An 18239-nucleotide genomic window follows, 5' to 3' on the forward strand; every position below is an offset into this window, starting at 1 on the left:
ACGCCCACGCTGCTGGCAGCCATCCACCGGGCGATATAGGCGCAGCCGCCGCCAGCCCTTATGATCGACCGCTTGACCATCACGGAGTTGGCATGACCACGATAGAACAGCTGAACGCGTGCGACGCCGCCGATTTTGTCGACGCCCTGCGCGGCATCTACGAACACTCGCCATGGATCGCGGCGCGCACGGCGCCGGCCCGCCCGTTCGCCAACCTGGCCGCGCTCAAGCACGCGCTGCAGTCGACCGTGGATGCGGCGAGCATCGACGAACAACTGGCGCTGCTGCGCGCGCACCCGGAGCTGGCCGGCAAGGCGGCGATCGCCGGCGCCCTGACGGCCGAATCGACGGATGAACAAGCCAGTTCGGGCCTGGACCGCTGCACGGCGCACGAATACGCGCAGCTGCATGCACTGAACGCCGAGTACAACGGCCGCTTCGGCTTTCCGTTCATCCTCGCAGTCAAAGGGCCGACTGGCCGGGGTCTGTCGCGTCAGGCCATCATCGCCACCTTCGAGCGGCGTATCGGCAATGCGCGCGGCGACGAGCTGCGCGAAGCGCTGCGCCAGGTGCACCGCATCGCCGAGATCCGCCTGAACGCACTGCTGGGCGTGGCGCCGTCGATCGGCGCGCTGGTGATGGACTGGTGCGAAGCACTGGGCGCGATCAGTGACGTGGACACCAATCTCACCTGCGCCTACATGACGCCGGCCCACCAGCGCACGGCCGCGCTCATCGCCGACTGGATGCGCCAGGCCGGCATGACCGTCCACATCGACGCGGTGGGCAATGTCGTCGGCCGCTACGCCGCCGCGCAACTTGGTGCAAAGACGCTGATCACCGGCTCGCACTACGACACCGTGCGCGATGGCGGCAAGTACGACGGCCGCCTGGGCATCCTGCTGCCCATCGCGCTGGTGGCCGACCTGCATGCGCGCGGCCGGCGCCTGCCGTACGACCTTGAGGTGATCGCGTTTGCCGAAGAAGAAGGCGTGCGTTTCCGTAGCACGTTCCTTGGCAGCAGCGCAATCGCGGGCAGCTTCGATATGGGTTTGTTGAACACCGTCGACAGCGATGGCGTCACGCTCGGTGATGCGCTGGCGCAGGCCGGTCATGATGCCAAGGACATCGGCGCCATCGGGCGCGACCCGGCGTCACTACTCGGCTTTGTCGAAGTCCACATCGAACAAGGCCCGGTGCTGCTCGAGGGCGGCCTGCCGCTGGGCGTCGTGAGCGCGATTGCCGGCAGCTCGCGCTATATCGTGGAACTGAGTGGCGTGGCCAGCCACGCAGGCACCACGCCGATGACCATGCGGCGCGATGCGGCCGTCGCCGCCGCTGAAATCGTGCTGCTCGTGGAAGCGCGCTGCCGCCAGGGCGAGGCGCTCGTCGGCACGGTCGGCCAGCTGGACGTGCCGGGCGGCTCGGTCAACGTGATCCCCGGCGCTTGCCGGCTGTCGCTCGACATCCGCGCTGCCGACGACGCGGTGCGCCTGGCTGCGGTGGACGATATCCTGGCGGGCATCAGCGCCATCTGCGCCGCGCGCGGCATCGGCGAGAAGCTGGTCAAGCTGCTCGAGATCGACGCCGTGCCGTGCGCACCGCGCCTGATGGCGCAACTGGGGGCAGCCGTGGAACGGGCCGGCCTGCCGCGCGTCGACCTGCCGTCCGGCGCCGGCCACGACGCGATGCGGATGGCGCAGGTGACCGAGGTGGCGATGCTGTTCGTCCGCTGCGGCAATGGCGGGATCAGCCACAATCCGCTGGAGACGATGACGGCGGACGACGCGGATATCGCGGGGCGGGTGCTGCTGGATTTCCTGGAACACTTCAACGCAATACCAGGCTGACGTGGTTTTCTCTTTCTAGAATTCCCTATCGACAAGACGTTGCTCGCTTGTTACTATTTTTGAATCGTCTTAATCGCCAGGAATCACAATGCGCAGACCGGCTCTGTATTGCTTTTTTATGGGCTTATCGTTTTCGGCGCTTGCTGCCGATGGGGAAACGACGCAGGTTTTCTACAGTAACGGGCAACTCGAATATATCGGCTCGGTCGACAGCGGCGCTAACCAGCGACTTTTCGCGCTGTATGAAACGCTGGCGACAAAGCCGACGACCCTGTCGATACGCAGCCTCGGCGGCGACGTCAATCCCGGCATGGAACTGGGCGCCTGGGTGCATGCGCACAAGCTCAATGTGAAGGTGATGGAATTCTGCTTTTCTTCCTGCGCCAATTACGTGTTCCCGGCCGCAGTGAAAAAGACCGTCAGCAACTTCGCCATGGTTGGCTATCACGGTGGCCCCGGCGGTCCGTTGAAGATCGAACTGGACGACGCACTGAGCGCTGCCGAGCGACAGGCGTTCATGGATGACATCGAGAAACTCCGCGCCCGGAACGGGCGCCATGAGGCCGAATATTTTAAAAAAATCGGCGTGCGTACCGATCTCAGCACGCTTGGCCAGGGCGACCAGTACAAACCGTATTACGACCAACATCCGGAAGCGCAAGGCTGGACCTATTCGCTCGACGACTTTGCCCGCCTGGGTGTACGCGATATCAACGTGATCAATCCGCCGTGGAAACCCGGCACTGCGTCAAGGCAGACAGTCGTGGTCACCATACCGATCGACCTGAAGGCCGCGCCCGCGCCGTGAGCGCGTGACCGGCATGCGGGCGTGTTCAACAGGCACGCAAGCCTGCTGCCTGAAGGCCTGCGAATGCGAACACGGTAGTCACGCAAGCGCCTTCAATACCTTCGCCAGCTTCCCGAACAATTCATCCACATGCCCCCGCCCCATCACCAGCGGCGGCGACAGCGCAATGATGTCGCCGGTGGTGCGGATCAACAATCCATCCGCGAACGCCGCCTTGAGCGCCGCGTAGCCCCGTGCCCCTGGCTGGCCCGGGATCGGCGCCAGTTCGATCCCGGCGATGATGCCGATCGAGCGCAGGTCGATCACGTGCGGCAGGCCGCGCAGCGATTGCAGCGCTTCTTCGAAGTACGGCTGGATCGCCGCCGCGTTCTCGATCACGCCCTGCTCGGCGAATACGTCGAGCGTGGCCAGCGCCGCGGCGCACGCCAGCGGGTGGCCCGAATACGTATAGCCGTGGAATAGCTCGATGCCGGGCGGCGCATCCATGAACGCATCGTGGATGAAGGCCTTGGAGAACACGGCGCCCATCGGCACGGCGCCGTTGGTGATGCCTTTGGCGGTCGTCATCATGTCCGGCTCGACGCCGAACCAGTCGCTCGCGAACGGCGTGGTCAGGCGGCCGAAGCCGGTGATCACTTCATCGAAAATGAGCAGGATGCCGTGCCGGTCGCAGATCGCGCGCAGCCGCGCCAGGTAGCCTTTTGGCGGAATCAGCACGCCAGTGGAACCGGCCACGGGTTCGACGATCACGGCCGCGATCGTCGACGGATCGTGCAGCAGCAGCATGCGTTCAAGGTCGTCGGCCAGCTCGGCGCCGTGTTCCGGTTCGTTGCGCGTGAAGGCATTGCGCTCGAGGTCGTGCGTATGGCGCAGGTGATCGACGCCTGGCAGCAGCGGCCCGAACGCCTTGCGGTTGGCGCCGATGCCGCCGACCGACAGGCCGCCAAAACCGACGCCATGGTAGCCACGCTCGCGCCCGATCAAACGGGTGCGCCCGCCTTCGCCGCGCATGCGGTGATAGGCCAGCGCGATCTTGAGCGCGGTGTCCACTGCTTCCGAACCGGAGCCGGTATAGAACACGTGCGCAAACTTGCCGCCGCTGAAGTCGACCAGCCGCTCGGCCAGTTCGAACGCGGCCGGATGCGCCATCTGGAACGTGGGCGCGAAGTCGAGCTGGCCGGCCATCTGCGCAATCGCCTCGGCGATTTTCGGCTGGCCGTGGCCGCACGGCACGCACCACAGGCCGGCCGCGCCGTCGAGCACCCGGTTGCCGTCAACGTCGCGGTAATACATGCCTTCGGCCGAGACCAACAGGCGCGGGTCGCGCTTGAAGTCGCGGTTGTTCGTGAACGGCATCCAGAACGATGCCATGGCGCTGGGCCTGGATTGATGCATGGAATTCTCCTGCCTCGATTGGCGACGTTTAACAGTATGGCGCGCGTCTGTACGCCCCGTGTCGATGGTATGCTAACGCTTAAAACAATGACAATGCAAACCCATGTCGACTTACAGCACCCCTGTCCTGACCACCCAACGCCTGATGCTGCGCCCCCTGGCCGCAACCGATGCACGGGCCCTGTACACCGTCTTTTCCGACCCTGCCGTCGTGCGCTACTGGAGCGCCGAGCCCTGGACCGACATCTCGTCCGCCGAGACTGCGATTGCCCGCGCGCTCGAAGCCTACCGCGACGAAACCGAGCTGCGCTTCGCGATCGAACTGGCGGCCAGCCGCGAAGTGATCGGCACCGTCAACCTGCACCACTTCTTCAACCAGAACAACCGCTGCGAGCTGGGTTACGCGATCGCCAGCCGCCACTGGGGCCACGGCTACGCCAGCGAAGCGATCGAAGCCGTGCTCGAGCACGGCTTCAACGCGGTTGGCCTGAACCGGGTCGAGGCCGATATCGACCCGCGCAACGAAGCGTCCGGGCGCGTGCTGGAAAAACTCGGCTTTCGCCGTGAAGGCTTCATGCCACAGCGCTGGCGCGTGCATGGCGAATATGCCGACACGGCGTTCTACGGCCTGCTGCGTGCGTACTGGGACGAACGCAAGGCCGCTTGATGACCATCCGGAGCCCATCCATGAAGACACTCGCAGCGTGTTCGACCCTGGCGCTTGGCATGCTTGCCCTGGCCCCGCAGTCCGTCGCGGCCCAGGCCACGGTGCCGGCCTGGCGCGAAATCGTCGTGTATGCCAGCGACGCCAGCTACCCGCAGGCGCTCGCGCGGCGCGGCGTCCAGGGCGTGGTCACGATCGAACTCACGCCCGGCGCGCGGGGCCGCAAGGCCGTGGCGACGGTGCGCGATTCGTCGCGTTCGGCCGACCTCGATGCGCTGGCGCTGGGCATGGCAAGGCGGCTCGACATCGTCAGCGCAAACGGCGCGGCCAGTGGCCTGGTCACGTACCGCTTCCGCAAGGATCACACCTCGACCGTCGCCACCAAGACCTGCGCCGACTTCAATGTCGATGCGGCCTACCAGAGCGCGACCTTCCCCGAGCGCAGCCTGCGCGAACTGCCCGTGTTCGACGAAAGCATCGGCAAGCTGATCTACACTCTTCACCGCGAGGGCGAAAACCGTGCCTTTCCGCCGGTCGATGCAATCCTCGATGCGAGTGTGGCCGGCTGCGCGCGCACGCCGCAGGCGGGCATGCTCGACGTGATGCGCCAGGAGGCGCTCAAGCTCATCGCGCCGTAGTGCGGCAGATAGTATTGACGAGCCGTATTGACACCTGAAATCACCCCCCGTTCATCCCCGTTCACGACCGCTCGCCCCAAATATTGCACCGTTCGTCGGATCGCCCTTGGCCTGCGCCGGATGCGTCCCTACAGTAGGGTCATCATTCCTTGAAAGGACCCGCACGTGAAAACCATTCATACCCCCAAGACCCGCTTCCAGTCCTTGCTGCGCAACGCCGAAGTGGCGGGCCGCACTACCTGGCGCCTGGCCAAATCCGGCGCGCGCTACCTGACCCGCATGCCGTGGCCGGTGCTGCTGGTGCTCGCCATTGCCCTGGCCGCCCTGGTCACCATCGTGCCGATCGTGCTGGCGCTGTTCGTCGGCCTGCTGGTGCTCAAGTTCGTCGCCGTGGCCGTATTTGGCCGCCCACCGCGCCGCCTGCGTCACAACAACGTCGAGCAATAAGCAATGGCCGCCGTCCAGATCAATCGCGCGCTCGACTTCGTGCGCGACGCCGGGCGCGAGGCAGCTGCCTTGTGGTGGCGCTTCTTCGACTGGCTCGCGCTGATCGAGTGGCGCCAGCTGTACCTGGTCTGGTTCCTGACGTTCGTCGCGGGCCTGTTCGTCAGCCTGGTCGAGCCGGCGATCTGGTTCATCCTGGTGTCGTTCGGCGTAAAGGTGCTCGCCGGCGGCAAGCGCCGCGCCGAACTGCTGGCGCGCGACGCATCGAGCAAGGCCGATGTGGCCAATCTCGAGCGGCGCCTGACCGAAGCGCAAATGGCCACGCTCCAGGCCCAGGTCGAGCCGCACTTCTTGTTCAATACGCTGGCGCTGATCGGTCAGCTCATTGAAACCGACCCGAAAGAAGCCGCGCGCGTGCACGGTCACCTGATCGAATACCTGCGCGCCTCGCTGCCGCAGATGCGCGGGGCCATGGGCACAGGCGGCACGCTCGGCAAGCAGGTCGAACTCTCGCGCGCCTACCTCGCCATCATGCAGGCGCGCATGAAAGAACGGCTTGCCGTGCGATTCGAGGTGCCCGATTTTCTCGGTAGTGCGCCGTTCCCGCCGATGATGCTGCAGACGCTGATCGAGAACGCCATCAAGCACGGGCTCGAGCCAAAGGTGGCCGGCGGCACGATCGTCGTGCGCTCGCGGGTCGAAGGCGCCACGCTGCATGTCGATGTGTGCGACGACGGCGTCGGCTTCAACCTGCATGCCGGCAGCGGCGTGGGGCTGGCGAATATCCGCGAACGCCTGGCGCTGTTGTACGGCAAATCGGCTGAACTGGTGATCGAAGCACCGGTGAACGGCGGGGCCTGCGTATCGATCCGCCTGCCGTACCGGATGACCGAGGACGGCTGAACACACCATGCCCACTGCCCTGATTGCCGACGACGAAGCCCCGATGCGCGACCAGCTGCGCGCGCGCCTGCTCGAGGCGTGGCCCGAGCTGCGCATCGTCGCCGAAGCAGCCAATGGCGTCGAAGCGGTGGCGCTGGCGGCGCAGCACAAGCCGGACATCGCGTTCCTCGACATCCGCATGCCGGGCATGGGCGGGATCGAAGCGGCCAGGCAGCTGTACGCCGACTGCCACATCGTGTTCGCCACCGCCTACGATCAATATGCAGTCGAGGCGTTCGAGCATGGCGCCATTGATTACCTGCTCAAGCCCGTCACCCTGGCGCGGCTGGAAACGACGGTGGCGCGCCTGCGCCGCCAGCTGGACCACAAGCCGCAGGACATCGGCGCGCAACTGGCCCGGCTCGCGCAACTGGGCGACCAGCTGCTGGGTCGCGGCGCGCCATCTGGCAAGCCGGCATATCTGCGCTGGATCCAGGCCCAGTCGGGCACCAGCCTGCGCATGGTCGCCACGAGCGAGGTACTGTTTTTCCAGTCGGACGACAAGTACACGCGGGTGCAGACTGCCAGCGCCCAACACCTGATCCGCAAGACGCTCAAGGAACTCGAAGAAGAGCTGGACCCGGACGAATTCTGGCGCATCCACCGCTCGACGCTGGTGCGGGTCGACGCGATTGCCGAGGTGCGGCGCGACGTGCGCGGCCGGCAAATGCTTAGCCTGCGCGGCTATCCCGAAGCGCTGGAAGTGAGCCGCAATCACGGGGCGCTGTTCCAGCAGATGTAAGCGCCATCGCGTCCCACAGCTGCAAGACCTGCGTGATCGCCGCATCCAGCGTGGCGAACGCGGCGCCGTCGCGCGCCAGCGTCGTGAGTCCAAGCAGAAAACTCTCGAACACCGTTGCGAGCGCACGCGGATCGGTATCCGGCCGCAGTTCGCCGCCCGCGATGCCGCGCTCGACACATGCCAGCAAGCCCGCGCCGGTGCGGGCACGCGAGGCATCGAGCAAGGCGGTCAGCGTCGTCTCGGCATCGACACCGGTGCCGACGACACCCAGGACCACCATGCAGCCGCTCGGATGGCCGCTCTCGCACTGCATGCGTGCCGAGCGACGCAGCGCGGTTTCAATGGCCAGGCGCGGCGCCAGAGCGGTATCCCACAGGCAGTCGTTGACCGTGCCATGCGTATCCAGGTAGCGTTGCACGGCTTCCTGAAACAGGGCTTCCTTGGAGCCGAATGCCGCATAGAAACTCGGGGCGGAAATACCCAATGCCGCCTTCAGCCTGCTGAGCGACGTCGCTTCATACCCGTGCTCCCAAAAGAGATGCATCGCACTGGTCAGTGCGGCATCGCGGTCAAATTGCCTGGGGCGGCCCATCTGTGCCATCACGCTCTCCTCGTCGAATACATCCATCCTAGTCGGTACAAAAGTCATTGACAAGTATCACGTGACTCGCCTACATTAGTACCGATCGGTACATAAGTATCGACAGCACACCTTCGGGCGCGCTTTTCACTTTCGACCGGAGCGATGCATGCAAACAAACAACCCACCCCAATCAGGCGCCCGTGCCACGGCGGAGCGCCTGCCGGTTGCCGCGCTGCTCGCGCTGGCCATGACCGGTTTCATCTGCATCGCAACCGAAACGCTTCCTGCAGGTCTGCTTCCCAACATCTCGGACCAACTCGGCGTGACAACCGCCATGGCAGGGCAAACCGTCACCGCCTATGCACTCGGTTCGGTGCTGGCGGCGATTCCGCTCACCATCGCCACCAGTACCTGGCGGCGGCGGAATGTGCTGCTGCTGACCATCATCGGCTTTCTCGTCTTCAATACCGTGACGGCCCTGTCTTCCCACTTCTGGCTGACGATGACGGCGCGCTTCTTCGCCGGCGCCGCGGCGGGACTGGCCTGGAGCCTGCTCGCCGGCTACGCGCGCAAGATGGTCGCGGTGCACCAGCAGGGGCGCGCGATGGCCATTGCCATGGTCGGCACGCCCATCGCGCTGGCGCTCGGTGTTCCGCTGGGCACGTGGTTGGGCAATGCCCTCGGTTGGCGCAGCGCGTTCGGCATCATGTCGGCGCTGTCGGTGCTGCTGATCGGCTGGGTGCTGGCCAAGGTGCCCGACTATGCGGGACAACAGGCCAGCGAACGGGTGGGCATGCGCAGCGTGCTGGTCACGCCGGGCGTGCGGCCCGTGCTGGCAACCGTCATCGCGTGGATGCTGGCGCATAACATTCTCTACACCTTCATCGCACCGTTCGTCGAGCGGGCCGGCTTGCAGGGCCGGGTCGACCTGATCCTGCTGGTGTTCGGCCTGGCGGCGCTGGTCGGCATCTGGATTGCGGGCCGCACGGTCGACCGCCATCTGCGCACGGCGGTACTGGCCAGCCTGGTGGCCTTCGCGCTCGTGTCGCTGGTATTCATCGCCTGGTCCGAGCGGCCATTGGCAATCTATGCCGGCACCGCGGTCTGGGGGATCACCTTTGGTGGCGCCGCAACCCTGCTGCAGACTGCGTTGGCCGACAGTGCCGGCGCTGGCGCCGACGTGGCGCTATCGATGAACGTCGTGGCCTGGAACAGTGCGATTGCCGGCGCAGGCGTTCTCGGCGGCGTCCTGCTGCAGACCTGGGGCGCAGGCGCCTTCCCATGGGCCTTGCTCGGCCTGCTCGGCATTGCGCTGGGCATCGTCTGGTCGGCCCGGGTGCATGGGTTCAGGAATGGCCCGCGCACCTGCGGCGCGGCTGTCGCCGGCCATTGACCGGCCAGCCACGACAGCAAGCAAGGTATCAGCCGAACACGCCTTCGTCGGAGCCATCGCCATCAAAGAACCCAGCCGGTTCGTCGCCATGGTTGCTGTCGGCGATCGGGTCGTCAGCGGCCCCCGGTTCATCGATCGCGCCGATGCCGGCCTGATCGGCCAGGGCGTCTCCGCCCGCAGATTCACCAGCGGCATTCTCGGCCAGCAAATGATTCGCGCCGCCTTCGGCGCCATCGTTATCGAGCAGATTGCCGATGCCATGGAACAGGAAGCTGCCGGCCGCCACGCCCGCCGCGGTGGCCGCGATCGTGCCCAGCATGCCGCCGCCGGCCCCGCCCAGGAAGCCGCCGCGCTTGGCCGATGCCGCCGCCGGCGCGGGTGCGGGTGCGGGCGCGGGCGATGTGCCTTGCGCGGAGTTGCCCCACGTGTTCGGGTCAAGGAACCCGCTACCGCCCTTCGTGGTCTGACGTTCCAGCTCGGCGATGCGCGCCTTGGCATTACCCAGCGCCTGCTCCACCAGCAGCGCGCGCTGCACGAGCAGGTAGGCGGCATCGGGCTGCTCGGCCACCGCGCGCTGGATCAGCGCATCGGCTTGCGGGTCTTTCGTCACGCCGCGTGCCTGTACCAGTTGGCCCAGGAAATCCTGCAAGGTTTTTTCGTCTGACGGGTTCATGATGGTCTCCGGTTGGAAGGTGCGATATCCTTATGTTGTGGACCAGTTGTCGAAATTTCAAGCATTAGTTTGATCCGTTGCCACATCCATGTAGCCAACCCTGCCGGGAGATTGCCATGCCTTCCACTGTCGTTCCCTGCCTGCGCTACCGCGACACCCCTGCCATGCTCGACTGGCTGTGCACGAATCTCGGCTTTACGACACGGCTGCAAATCCCGGGCAGAAATGGCCAGGTCGCCCATGCCGAGCTGACCTTGGGCGATGGCATGCTGATGGTCGGCACCCACAGTGACGATACCTACGGCCAGTTGCTCACCACGCCAGAACAGGCTGGCGGCTTGCTGACGCAAACGATCTGGCTCCATGTCGACAGCGCCGACGAGGTGTATGCGCGCGTGGTCGCCAGCGGCGCCACGATCGTCCAGCCCATCGACGACGCGCCGCAGGGCGGGCGCGCGTTCGCCTGCCGCGATCCGGAAGGCCATGTGTGGCAGGTCGGCACCTACGATCCGTGGGACGCAGCCTGATGCTGGCTCGACGCTGCGCTTGTTTGCTATGCTAGCGCCCTTGCGCCGTCTGGTTGACCAAGCGGCCCGTCATATTTAGGGAAAGCACATTATGGTTTCGCTGCAAGAGCAGTTACTCAAGGCCGGCCTGGTCGACAAGAAAAAGGTCAAGCAGGTCACCCAGGCAAAAAGCAAGCAACACAAGCACGAGCTGCGCACCGGCGTGGAATCGGTCAACGAAGCGCGCGAAGCCGCGCTCGAACTGCAGCGCAAGAACGCCGAGCGTGCGCGCGAGCTGAATACCCAGCGCGATGCAGCCGCAGCGCAAAAGGCGATCCTGGCGCAGATCGCGCAGATGGTGCAGAAGAACAAGCAATCCAAGGGCAAGGGCGACGTGCCCTACAACTTCACGTTCGGCACCAAGATCGAGCGCATCCACGTGACGGCGGCAATCGTCGAACACCTGGTCGCAGGCCGCCTGGTGATCGTGCACATGAACGGCAGCTTCGAGCTGGTGCCGCGCGTGATCGGCGAAAAGATCGCTCAACGCGACGCGTCGATCGTCGTGCAGATCAAGAAGAAAGTGCAGGAAGTGGAAGAGGACGATCCATACGCGGACTTCAAGATTCCGGACGATCTGATGTGGTAACGCTGCAGTAAAAAAACGGGGGCACCATGATTACGCCGCCCCCGCCTGCATTACTTCTTCGTCTTGTCTTCCACGTCCTGGGTCGTCGTCCCGGTACGGGTGGCGCTCGAGGTGCGCTCGGTCTGTTTCTTCGGTTGGCCCATGCCTGCCGCCGTACTTTCCTGCTTGCTGCTGCCCTGGAAATCCGTCGACACCGAATTCGCGCTGTCCTCAGGCTCTGCAGCCGGGTTGACGCGTTTGTCAGCATCGCCCGTCACCGGCGCCTGGCGGTCGGCAGTGCCCGCTTTTGCCGGCTGGGCTGTCGTTGGCGTCGTCTGCGCGGCAGCACTTGCTGCGATGACGATACCGCTGAGTAGTACGATCAATTTTTTCATGGCAGGCTCCAATTCGATGTGTATATATCATTACCTTGTGATCAAAGCGGCGATTACAAGGCTTTATTCATCGAAGCTGCCATAAAGGCGCCAGAGTGTTTCTGGACGCCATTACTGGACGCCATGAGCACTTTCCTTCAGGGCTGTAAATCCTGTCCGCCGAAGGCATTCGGCAATTGCGCTGCCGCCGTTGTCTCGAATACCGCACCCGTCAGGTTCGTCAGGATCACCGGCAATTCATTGCCACCCAATTCCAGGATCACTTGCCGGCAGGCGCCGCATGGCGCGATCGGGCCCTCGGTCTGGCCGATCACGGCCAGCGCCGCGAAGTCGCCCGGCTTGTAGCCAGCCGCGATGGCGCTGAACAGGGCCGTACGCTCTGCGCAGTTGCACAGGCCGTACGCCGCGTTTTCGACATTGCAGCCACGGAAGATGCGGCCATCCTTGCACTCGAGCGCCGCGCCCACCTGGAATTTCGAATACGGCGCGTAGGCCAGTTCACGCGCGGCGCGCGCTTCGTCGATCAGTTTTGCATAGGTCATCTGCTTATCTTTCAAGGACGCACGAGGCGGTGGATCATCGGTGCGGCGGTCGGCCTGGTCTCGCCAATCTGGTAGGCCGCCTGTACCTGGCGCACGGCCCGTTCGGCGGCATCGACCGAGCGTGTATGCACCATGGCCAGCGGCTGGCCGACGGCGACCGAGTCACCCAGTTCGACCAGGCCAGTCAGGCCCACGGCGAAGTCGATGGTGTCTTGCGGCCGCACGCGACCGCCGCCCAGCGCGACGACGGCCAGGCCGAGGCCACGGGTGTCGACCGCACCGGCATATCCGGCTTGCAGGGCTGGCGCAGGCACGATGACGGGCGCCGTTTCCAGATACGCGTCCGGCTTGTCCATCAGGTCGGCCGGGCCGCCCAGGCTGGCGACCATGCGCGCGAAACGCTCGGCCGCTTCGCCCGAATCGAGCGCTGCCTGCAGTTTGGCGCGCGCTTCGGTGTCCGTGCTCGCCAGGCCCGATATGACGAGCATCTCGGCGCACAGCGCCATCGTCACTTCATGCAGGCGCGCGGGACGCGCCTTGCCGCTCAGGTAATCGATCGCCACGCGCACTTCGACCGCATTGCCGGCCGCAGGACACAGCGACTCGTCCATGCCGGTCAGGATGGCCGACGTGCGGGTGCCGGCGCCATTGCCGACGCTGACGATCGACTCGGCCAGTTCGAAGGATTTTTCCGGCGTGGGCATGAAGGCGCCGCTGCCGACCTTCACGTCCATCACCAGCGCGTCCAGGCCCGCCGACAGCTTTTTGGACAGGATCGAGCCGGTGATCATGGCGACCGATTCGACAGTGGCCGTGGTGTCGCGGATGCTGTAGAAGCGCTTGTCGGCCGGCGCCAGCTGGGCGGTCTGGCCGATGATGGCCACGCCGATGTCCTTGACCACCTGGCGGAATTTGTCGGGGTCGGGCACGGTGCTGTAGCCGGGGATCGCATCGAACTTGTCGAGCGTGCCGCCGGTGTGGCCCAGGCCCCGGCCCGAGATCATTGGCACGAAGCCGCCGCAGGCCGCGATCATGGGCCCGAGCATCAGGGAGACCACGTCGCCGACGCCGCCGGTGGAATGCTTGTCGACGACGGGGCCTGGCAGGTCGAGGGACTTCCACTCCATGACTTGGCCCGAATCGCGCATCGCCAGCGTGAAGGCGACGCGTTCATCCATCGTCATGTCATTGAAGTAGACCGCCATCGCCAGCGCGGCGATCTGGCCTTCGGTGACGCTGCCGTCAGGGATGCCGCGGACAAAAAACTGGATCTCTTCGGCAGAGAGGATGCCGCCGTCGCGTTTTTTGCGGATGATTTCTTGGGGGAGGAACATGGGAGAAATCTCTTCTAATTGTTAACCTGAAAACCGTCATTCCCGCGCAGGCGGGAATCCAAGTACGCCGCGATGACGCGAACACCTTGGATTCCCGCCTGCGCGGGAATGACGTTGATTTAATGTGGTGGTGTGACGCCGATCCGGGTGTCGTTAAACGCCGTACGGAATCCAGACATTCTTCACCTGGCTCGCATGCTGCAGCACCACGCGGCCACCGGCCTGCTTCGGATCGAACCAGTCGCGCCCTTTCGCGCCGCCTGTCCAGGTGCGCTTGAGCGATTCGCTCGACAGGCGCTCCACTTCCGCACACCCCTCCGCCGAGCCGTCATGCCGCCACACCGCGTCGATCTCGCCGTGCGACGCCAGCGTGCGCGCCAGTTCGTCGCTCGATCCGGTGACGATATTGAGCGCCCCACCCGGCAGGTCCGACGTGTCGAGCACCTGGTACAGATCGATCGCCGACAGCGGATGCTGTTCCGACGGCACCGCCACCACGCGGTTGCCCAGCGCGAGCGCCGGGGCCACCAGCGAGATGAAGCCCAGCAGCGGGTTCTCGTTCGGGCACACGATGCCGATCACGCCGACCGGTTCGTTCAGCGCCACCGTGATGCCGTGCATTGGCGGCTGGTGCGCTGCGCCGTCGTACTTGTCGGCCCACGCCGCCCAGTAGAACAGGCGTTCGATCGATGCCGCCACTTCGCGCGCCGCGTCGTTCGAGCCAGTTTGCTGCGCAATGCGCGCGGCGAATTCGTCGGCGCGGATCGCCAGGTTCTCTGCGATGTAGTACAGCACCTGCGCGCGGTTGTGCGCAGTGGCCTTGGCCCAGCCAGACGCCTTGTGCGCCGCTTCGACCGCGTTGCGGATGTCCTTGCGGCTGCCCTCGCCGATGTCGGCCAGGAAGGCGCCATTCGCGTCATTGATCGCGCGGCTGTAGGCGCCGTCAGGGCGCGCCTGCTTGCCGCCGATGTACAGCTTGGCGGTGCGGTCGACCGCGAACGGGCTGTCTTCCTGCGCTGCCTTCACGGCACCCTTGGCGGCAAACACCGGCGCGGCAGGCCGTGCATCTTCCGACAGCGGCGTCAGGTACTCGTACATGCCTTCCTTGCCGCCTTCGCGGCCATAGCCCGATTCCTTGTAGCCGCCGAAACCGCAGGCTGCATCGAACTGGTTCGCGGTGTTGATCCACACCACGCCGGCCTTGATCTGGGGGACGACGTCCAGCGCCAGGCTGATCGACTCGCTCCACACGCACGCGGCCAGGCCGTACACCGTGTTGTTCGCCAGTTGCACCGCTTCGGCGGGGGTGCGGAAACTCATCGCCACCAGGACGGGGCCAAAGATTTCAGCCTGCGCCACGGCGGCCGATGTCGACGCGCCCGTGATCAGGGTCGGCAGGTACCACGAACCACTGCTCGACAGCTCGCCGGCCGGTTGCCAGACTTCGCAACCTTCCGCGCGCGCCGATTCCACCAGGCCGTGGATGCGCTGCTGCTGCACCGGATCGACCAGCGCGCCGATGTCGTTCGACTTGTCGAGCGGCGAGCCGACACGCAGCGTTTCCATGCGCGCCTTGACCTTCTTGATGAAGCGCTCGTACACCGACTCTTGCACCAGGAGGCGCGAACCGGCGCAGCAGACCTGGCCCTGGTTGAACCAGATCGAGTCGACCAGACCTTCGACGGCGGCATCCAGGTCGGCGTCGTCGAACACGATGAACGGCGACTTGCCGCCCAGTTCGAGCGACAGCTTCTTGCCGCTGCCGGCGGTCGCCTTGCGGATCAGGCGACCGACTTCGGTCGACCCGGTGAACGCGATCTTGTCGATGCCAGGGTGATTCACGATCGCCTCGCCCACGCGGCCATCGCCCGTGACGATGTTGACGACACCGGCCGGCACGCCGGCGCGCTGGCAAAGTTCGGCGAACAGCAAGGCGGTCAGCGGCGTGTACTCGGCCGGCTTGAACACCACCGTGTTACCGGCGGCCAGCGCCGGCGCGATCTTCCACGCCAACATCAACAGCGGGAAGTTCCACGGCACGATCTGGCCAATGACGCCCACGGCGCGGAAGTCAGCGAATTCCTCGGCCTGCAACTGCGCCCAGCCGGCGTGATGATAGAAGTGACGGGCGACGAGCGGCAGGTCGGCATCGCGCGTCTCGCGGATGGTCTTGCCGTTATCGAGCGTCTCGAGCACCGCGAACAGGCGCGCGTGCTTTTGCAGCAGGCGCGAAAGCGCGTACATGATCTTGGCGCGGCCATGGCCGCCGATTGCAACCCACCCCGGCTGCGCGCGGCGCGCAGCAGCCACGGCGCGCTCGACGTCCGCGTCGGTCGCCTGCGTCACCTGCGCCAGTTCGACGCCATCGGCCGGATTGGTGGTGGCGAACGTGTCGCTTGCATCGCTCCAGGCGTTGTCGATGAACAGGCCGAAACGGCGCTCGTGACCGTCCAGCCACGCGTGCGCTTCCTTGGTGGTCTCGAGAGCGGGGCCGTAGTCCATGGTCTGAAGAATCTCTTTAATTGTTGGCATGACGTATCCGGATTTAAGGTTGCGCGTGGCGATGGGCGGCCGAGTAGTTCCCGGTCACGTAGTGCTCAAGCTGGCGCTCGATGTCGGTCAAGAGGCTTGAAGCGCCGATGCGGAATAGGTGCGGCTGCAGCCAGTCGTTGCCCAGTTCTTCCTTCATCACGGTCAGGTATTGCAGCGCCGACTTCGCGGTCGACACACCGCCGGCCGGCTTGTAGCCGACCTGGAAACCGGTCAGCTCGTGGTAATCGCGAATCGCGCGCACCATCACCAGCGACACCGGGATGGTGGCATTCACGCCTTCCTTGCCGGTCGAGGTCTTGATGAAATCGGCGCCGGCCATCATGCAGACCCACGACGCTTTTGCGACATTCTCCAGCGTGACCAGGTCGCCCGTGGCCAGGATGGCTTTCACGTGCGCGTCGCCGCAGGCCTGGCGGTAGGCCACCATTTCGTCGTACAGCGCCTGCCAATTGCCGAGCAAGACGTGCTGGCGCGTGATGACGATGTCGATCTCGGTGGCGCCGGCGGCGACCGACAGTTCGATCTCGCGCAACTTGGTTTCAAGGCTCGACAGGCCGGCCGGGAACGCGGTGGACACTGCGGCGATCGGCAAGCGGCCCTGCAGCACTTTCACTGCAGGTTGAATCATCTCGTGGTACACGCAGACCGCGCCGGTGGTGAGCGTCTCGAGGCCCAGCGCCTGCATCAAATCAGCGCGCAGCGGGCGCATCGCCTTCATGCACAGGCGCTCGACGCGGCCAGGCGTGTCGTCACCGCCGAGCGTCGTCAAGTCCATGCACTCGATTGCGCGCACCAGCCACGCGGCCTGGTATTCCTTTTTCACCGTGCGGCGGTTCGCCAGGCTGGCGGCGCGGCGGTCGGCCGCGTTGCGGTTCACCTTGAGGCTGTTGATCAGGCCCAGGTCCAGATCCATGGCGATGTTGCGTTTGAAGTCCAGCGGCTGGCTCATAGCTGTGCGATTCCGTTCGAAAGTGGTTTGACGCCGAGGTGCTTGGCCAGCGTGGCGCCGATGCTTGAAAAAGTGTCGGCGACTGGCAGTTCTTGCGGCGCGACGTTCGGGCCGAAGAAGATCATCGGGATGTGTTCGCGGGTGTGGTCCGAACCCGGCGCGGTCGGGTCGCACCCGTGGTCGGCCGTGATCACGACCAGGTCGCCCTCCTTCAGCTTGGCCATGAAGGCCGGCAGGCGCGCATCGAGTTCGTGCAGCGCGTTGGCGTAGCCAGCGACGTCGCGGCGGTGGCCGAAGTGCATGTCGAAGTCGACGAAGTTAACAAACGTGAGCGACTTGTCGCCCGCTTCGTCGGCCACTTCGAGCAGGCGGTCGAACAGCGCCATATTGTCCGGGCCCTTGATCAGGTGCGTGACGCCCTGCCCCGCATAGATATCGCTGATCTTGCCAAGCGCGTAGACGTCGCCGCCCGCATCCTTCACATGGTCGAGCAGCGTCGGCGCGACCGGCGGCACGGCGTAGTCGTGGCGGTTCGCCGTGCGCTTGTAGTCGCCATTGGCCCCAGTGAACGGGCGCGCGATCACGCGGCCAATGTTGTAGGGCTTGACCAGTTCATAGGCCGCCTCGCATACGGCGTACAGGCGCTCGAGGCCGAAGTGGTCTTCGTGCGCGGCGATCTGCAGCACCGAGTCGGCCGACGTGTACAGGATCGGCTTGCCGCTGGCGACGTGTTCGTCGCCGAAGTCGTTGATGACGGTGGTGCCCGAGGCGTGGCAGTTGGCCAGCCAGCCCGGCACGCCGGTCAGCTCTTGCAGCTTGTCGGTCAGCTCTTTGGGGAATGACGGCACGGTCTTCGGAAAATAACCCCAGTCGAACAGCACCGGCACGCCAGCGATTTCCCAGTGGCCGCTTTGCGTATCCTTGCCGGTCGACTGCTCGCGCGCGACGCCCCAGGCGCCGGTGAAACCGTCGCGCAGGTTGAAGCCCGGCGCCCATTCGCCGCTGGCCTTGTGGCCGGCCGCGCCCAGGCCCAGGCGTTCGAGGTTCGGCAGCGCCATCGGCTTGCCTTCTTTCGCAGCCCATTCGGCGATGTGGCCGAAGGTGTTGGCGTTGGTGTCGCCGTATTTGTCGGCGTCGGGCAACGCGCCCAGGCCGAAGGAGTCAAGCAGGAGGATGAATGCACGGGACATTGGATCGCTC

The 18239-nt window shown here is 65.3% G+C and carries 19 protein-coding genes; 10 read left to right on the plus strand and 9 right to left on the minus strand.

What is annotated here, in order from left to right; genetic code table 11:
• Positions 1-92 precede the first annotated feature (92 nt).
• Both AB2N08_RS20650 and AB2N08_RS20655 read left to right on the plus strand, forming a co-directional pair.
• Entirely contained in the window at positions 93-1850 is a 1758-nt protein-coding gene (locus tag AB2N08_RS20650; RefSeq protein ID WP_367612782.1) for an allantoate amidohydrolase, read from the plus strand.
• Between the two features lie 118 nt (positions 1851-1968).
• Positions 1969-2658, plus strand: a complete 690-nt coding sequence (locus AB2N08_RS20655; RefSeq protein WP_367612783.1) for a hypothetical protein — start codon at positions 1969-1971, stop codon at positions 2656-2658.
• Positions 2659-2736: 78 nt separating this feature from the next.
• On the opposite strand, the gene AB2N08_RS20660 is transcribed toward AB2N08_RS20655, so the two are convergent.
• Positions 2737-4053 carry an aspartate aminotransferase family protein gene (locus tag AB2N08_RS20660; RefSeq protein ID WP_367612784.1) on the minus strand — a complete coding sequence of 439 codons (1317 nt, stop codon included), beginning with the start codon at positions 4051-4053 and terminating at the stop codon, positions 2737-2739.
• Positions 4054-4156: 103 nt separating this feature from the next.
• Between AB2N08_RS20660 and AB2N08_RS20665 the strand changes: the two genes are divergently transcribed.
• The 5 genes from AB2N08_RS20665 to AB2N08_RS20685 all read left to right on the plus strand — a co-directional run bounded on the left by AB2N08_RS20665 (position 4157) and on the right by AB2N08_RS20685 (position 7483).
• Positions 4157-4720 (plus strand): GNAT family N-acetyltransferase, encoded by a 564-nt coding sequence (locus tag AB2N08_RS20665; protein ID WP_367612785.1) that lies wholly within the window; start codon positions 4157-4159, stop codon positions 4718-4720.
• Between the two features lie 20 nt (positions 4721-4740).
• Positions 4741-5355: a TonB family protein gene (locus AB2N08_RS20670; RefSeq protein WP_367612786.1), complete on the plus strand. Its 615-nt coding sequence runs from the start codon at positions 4741-4743 to the stop codon at positions 5353-5355.
• Positions 5356-5520: 165 nt separating this feature from the next.
• Positions 5521-5802, plus strand: a complete 282-nt coding sequence (locus tag AB2N08_RS20675; RefSeq protein WP_367612787.1) for a hypothetical protein — start codon at positions 5521-5523, stop codon at positions 5800-5802.
• 3 nt (positions 5803-5805) lie between these two features.
• Entirely contained in the window at positions 5806-6702 is an 897-nt protein-coding gene (locus AB2N08_RS20680) for a sensor histidine kinase (RefSeq protein ID WP_367612788.1), read from the plus strand.
• A 7-nt stretch (positions 6703-6709) separates the two neighbouring features.
• Complete coding sequence (locus AB2N08_RS20685; RefSeq protein WP_367612789.1) at positions 6710-7483, plus strand: LytR/AlgR family response regulator transcription factor; 774 nt, start codon at positions 6710-6712, stop codon at positions 7481-7483.
• Here the strand turns inward: AB2N08_RS20685 and AB2N08_RS20690 are convergent.
• The gene (locus tag AB2N08_RS20690) at positions 7413-8111 is read right to left on the minus strand and encodes a TetR/AcrR family transcriptional regulator (RefSeq protein WP_367612790.1); all 699 of its coding nucleotides are present in this window, start codon (positions 8109-8111) and stop codon (positions 7413-7415) included. The two genes, AB2N08_RS20685 and AB2N08_RS20690, sit on opposite strands and share 71 nt — an antisense overlap.
• A 121-nt stretch (positions 8112-8232) precedes the next feature.
• On the opposite strand from AB2N08_RS20690, the gene AB2N08_RS20695 reads away from it, so the two are divergent.
• Positions 8233-9459, plus strand: a complete 1227-nt coding sequence (locus AB2N08_RS20695; RefSeq protein ID WP_367612791.1) for an MFS transporter — start codon at positions 8233-8235, stop codon at positions 9457-9459.
• 28 nt (positions 9460-9487) lie between these two features.
• Here the strand turns inward: AB2N08_RS20695 and AB2N08_RS20700 are convergent, their stop codons facing one another.
• Positions 9488-10132, minus strand: coding sequence for a DUF2076 domain-containing protein (locus tag AB2N08_RS20700; RefSeq protein WP_367612792.1), 645 nt, complete (start codon positions 10130-10132; stop codon positions 9488-9490).
• A 116-nt stretch (positions 10133-10248) separates the two neighbouring features.
• Here AB2N08_RS20700 and AB2N08_RS20705 point away from each other — a divergent pair, with 116 nt between their 5' ends.
• A complete protein-coding gene (locus AB2N08_RS20705; RefSeq protein WP_367612793.1) occupies positions 10249-10659 on the plus strand; it encodes a VOC family protein in 411 nt (136 codons plus the stop codon).
• Positions 10660-10750: 91 nt separating this feature from the next.
• A complete protein-coding gene (locus tag AB2N08_RS20710; RefSeq protein WP_367612794.1) occupies positions 10751-11287 on the plus strand; it encodes a DUF2058 domain-containing protein in 537 nt (178 codons plus the stop codon).
• Positions 11288-11337: 50 nt separating this feature from the next.
• Here AB2N08_RS20710 and AB2N08_RS20715 read toward each other — a convergent pair whose 3' ends face one another.
• From AB2N08_RS20715 to AB2N08_RS20740, 6 genes are all read right to left on the minus strand, one after another.
• Positions 11338-11661: a hypothetical protein gene (locus AB2N08_RS20715; protein WP_367612795.1), complete on the minus strand. Its 324-nt coding sequence runs from the start codon at positions 11659-11661 to the stop codon at positions 11338-11340.
• 137 nt (positions 11662-11798) lie between these two features.
• Positions 11799-12203 carry a cytidine deaminase gene (locus tag AB2N08_RS20720; protein WP_367612796.1) on the minus strand — a complete coding sequence of 135 codons (405 nt, stop codon included), beginning with the start codon at positions 12201-12203 and terminating at the stop codon, positions 11799-11801.
• An 11-nt stretch (positions 12204-12214) separates the two neighbouring features.
• On the minus strand, positions 12215-13537 hold the full coding sequence (deoA, locus tag AB2N08_RS20725) for a thymidine phosphorylase (RefSeq protein ID WP_367612797.1): 1323 nt from the start codon (positions 13535-13537) through the stop codon (positions 12215-12217).
• A 153-nt stretch (positions 13538-13690) separates the two neighbouring features.
• Entirely contained in the window at positions 13691-16069 is a 2379-nt protein-coding gene (locus AB2N08_RS20730) for an aldehyde dehydrogenase family protein (protein WP_370662442.1), read from the minus strand.
• A gap of 13 nt (positions 16070-16082) precedes the next feature.
• Positions 16083-17039, minus strand: a complete 957-nt coding sequence (deoC, locus tag AB2N08_RS20735; RefSeq protein WP_367612798.1) for a deoxyribose-phosphate aldolase — start codon at positions 17037-17039, stop codon at positions 16083-16085.
• The gene (locus tag AB2N08_RS20740; RefSeq protein ID WP_367612799.1) at positions 17036-18229 is read right to left on the minus strand and encodes a phosphopentomutase; all 1194 of its coding nucleotides are present in this window, start codon (positions 18227-18229) and stop codon (positions 17036-17038) included. The genes deoC and AB2N08_RS20740 overlap by 4 nt, the downstream gene beginning before the upstream one ends.
• Between the last annotated feature and the right edge of the window lie 10 nt (positions 18230-18239).

Source organism: Massilia aurea, from assembly GCF_040790145.1.
GTDB classification, from domain to species: domain Bacteria; phylum Pseudomonadota; class Gammaproteobacteria; order Burkholderiales; family Burkholderiaceae_D; genus Telluria; species Telluria aurea_C.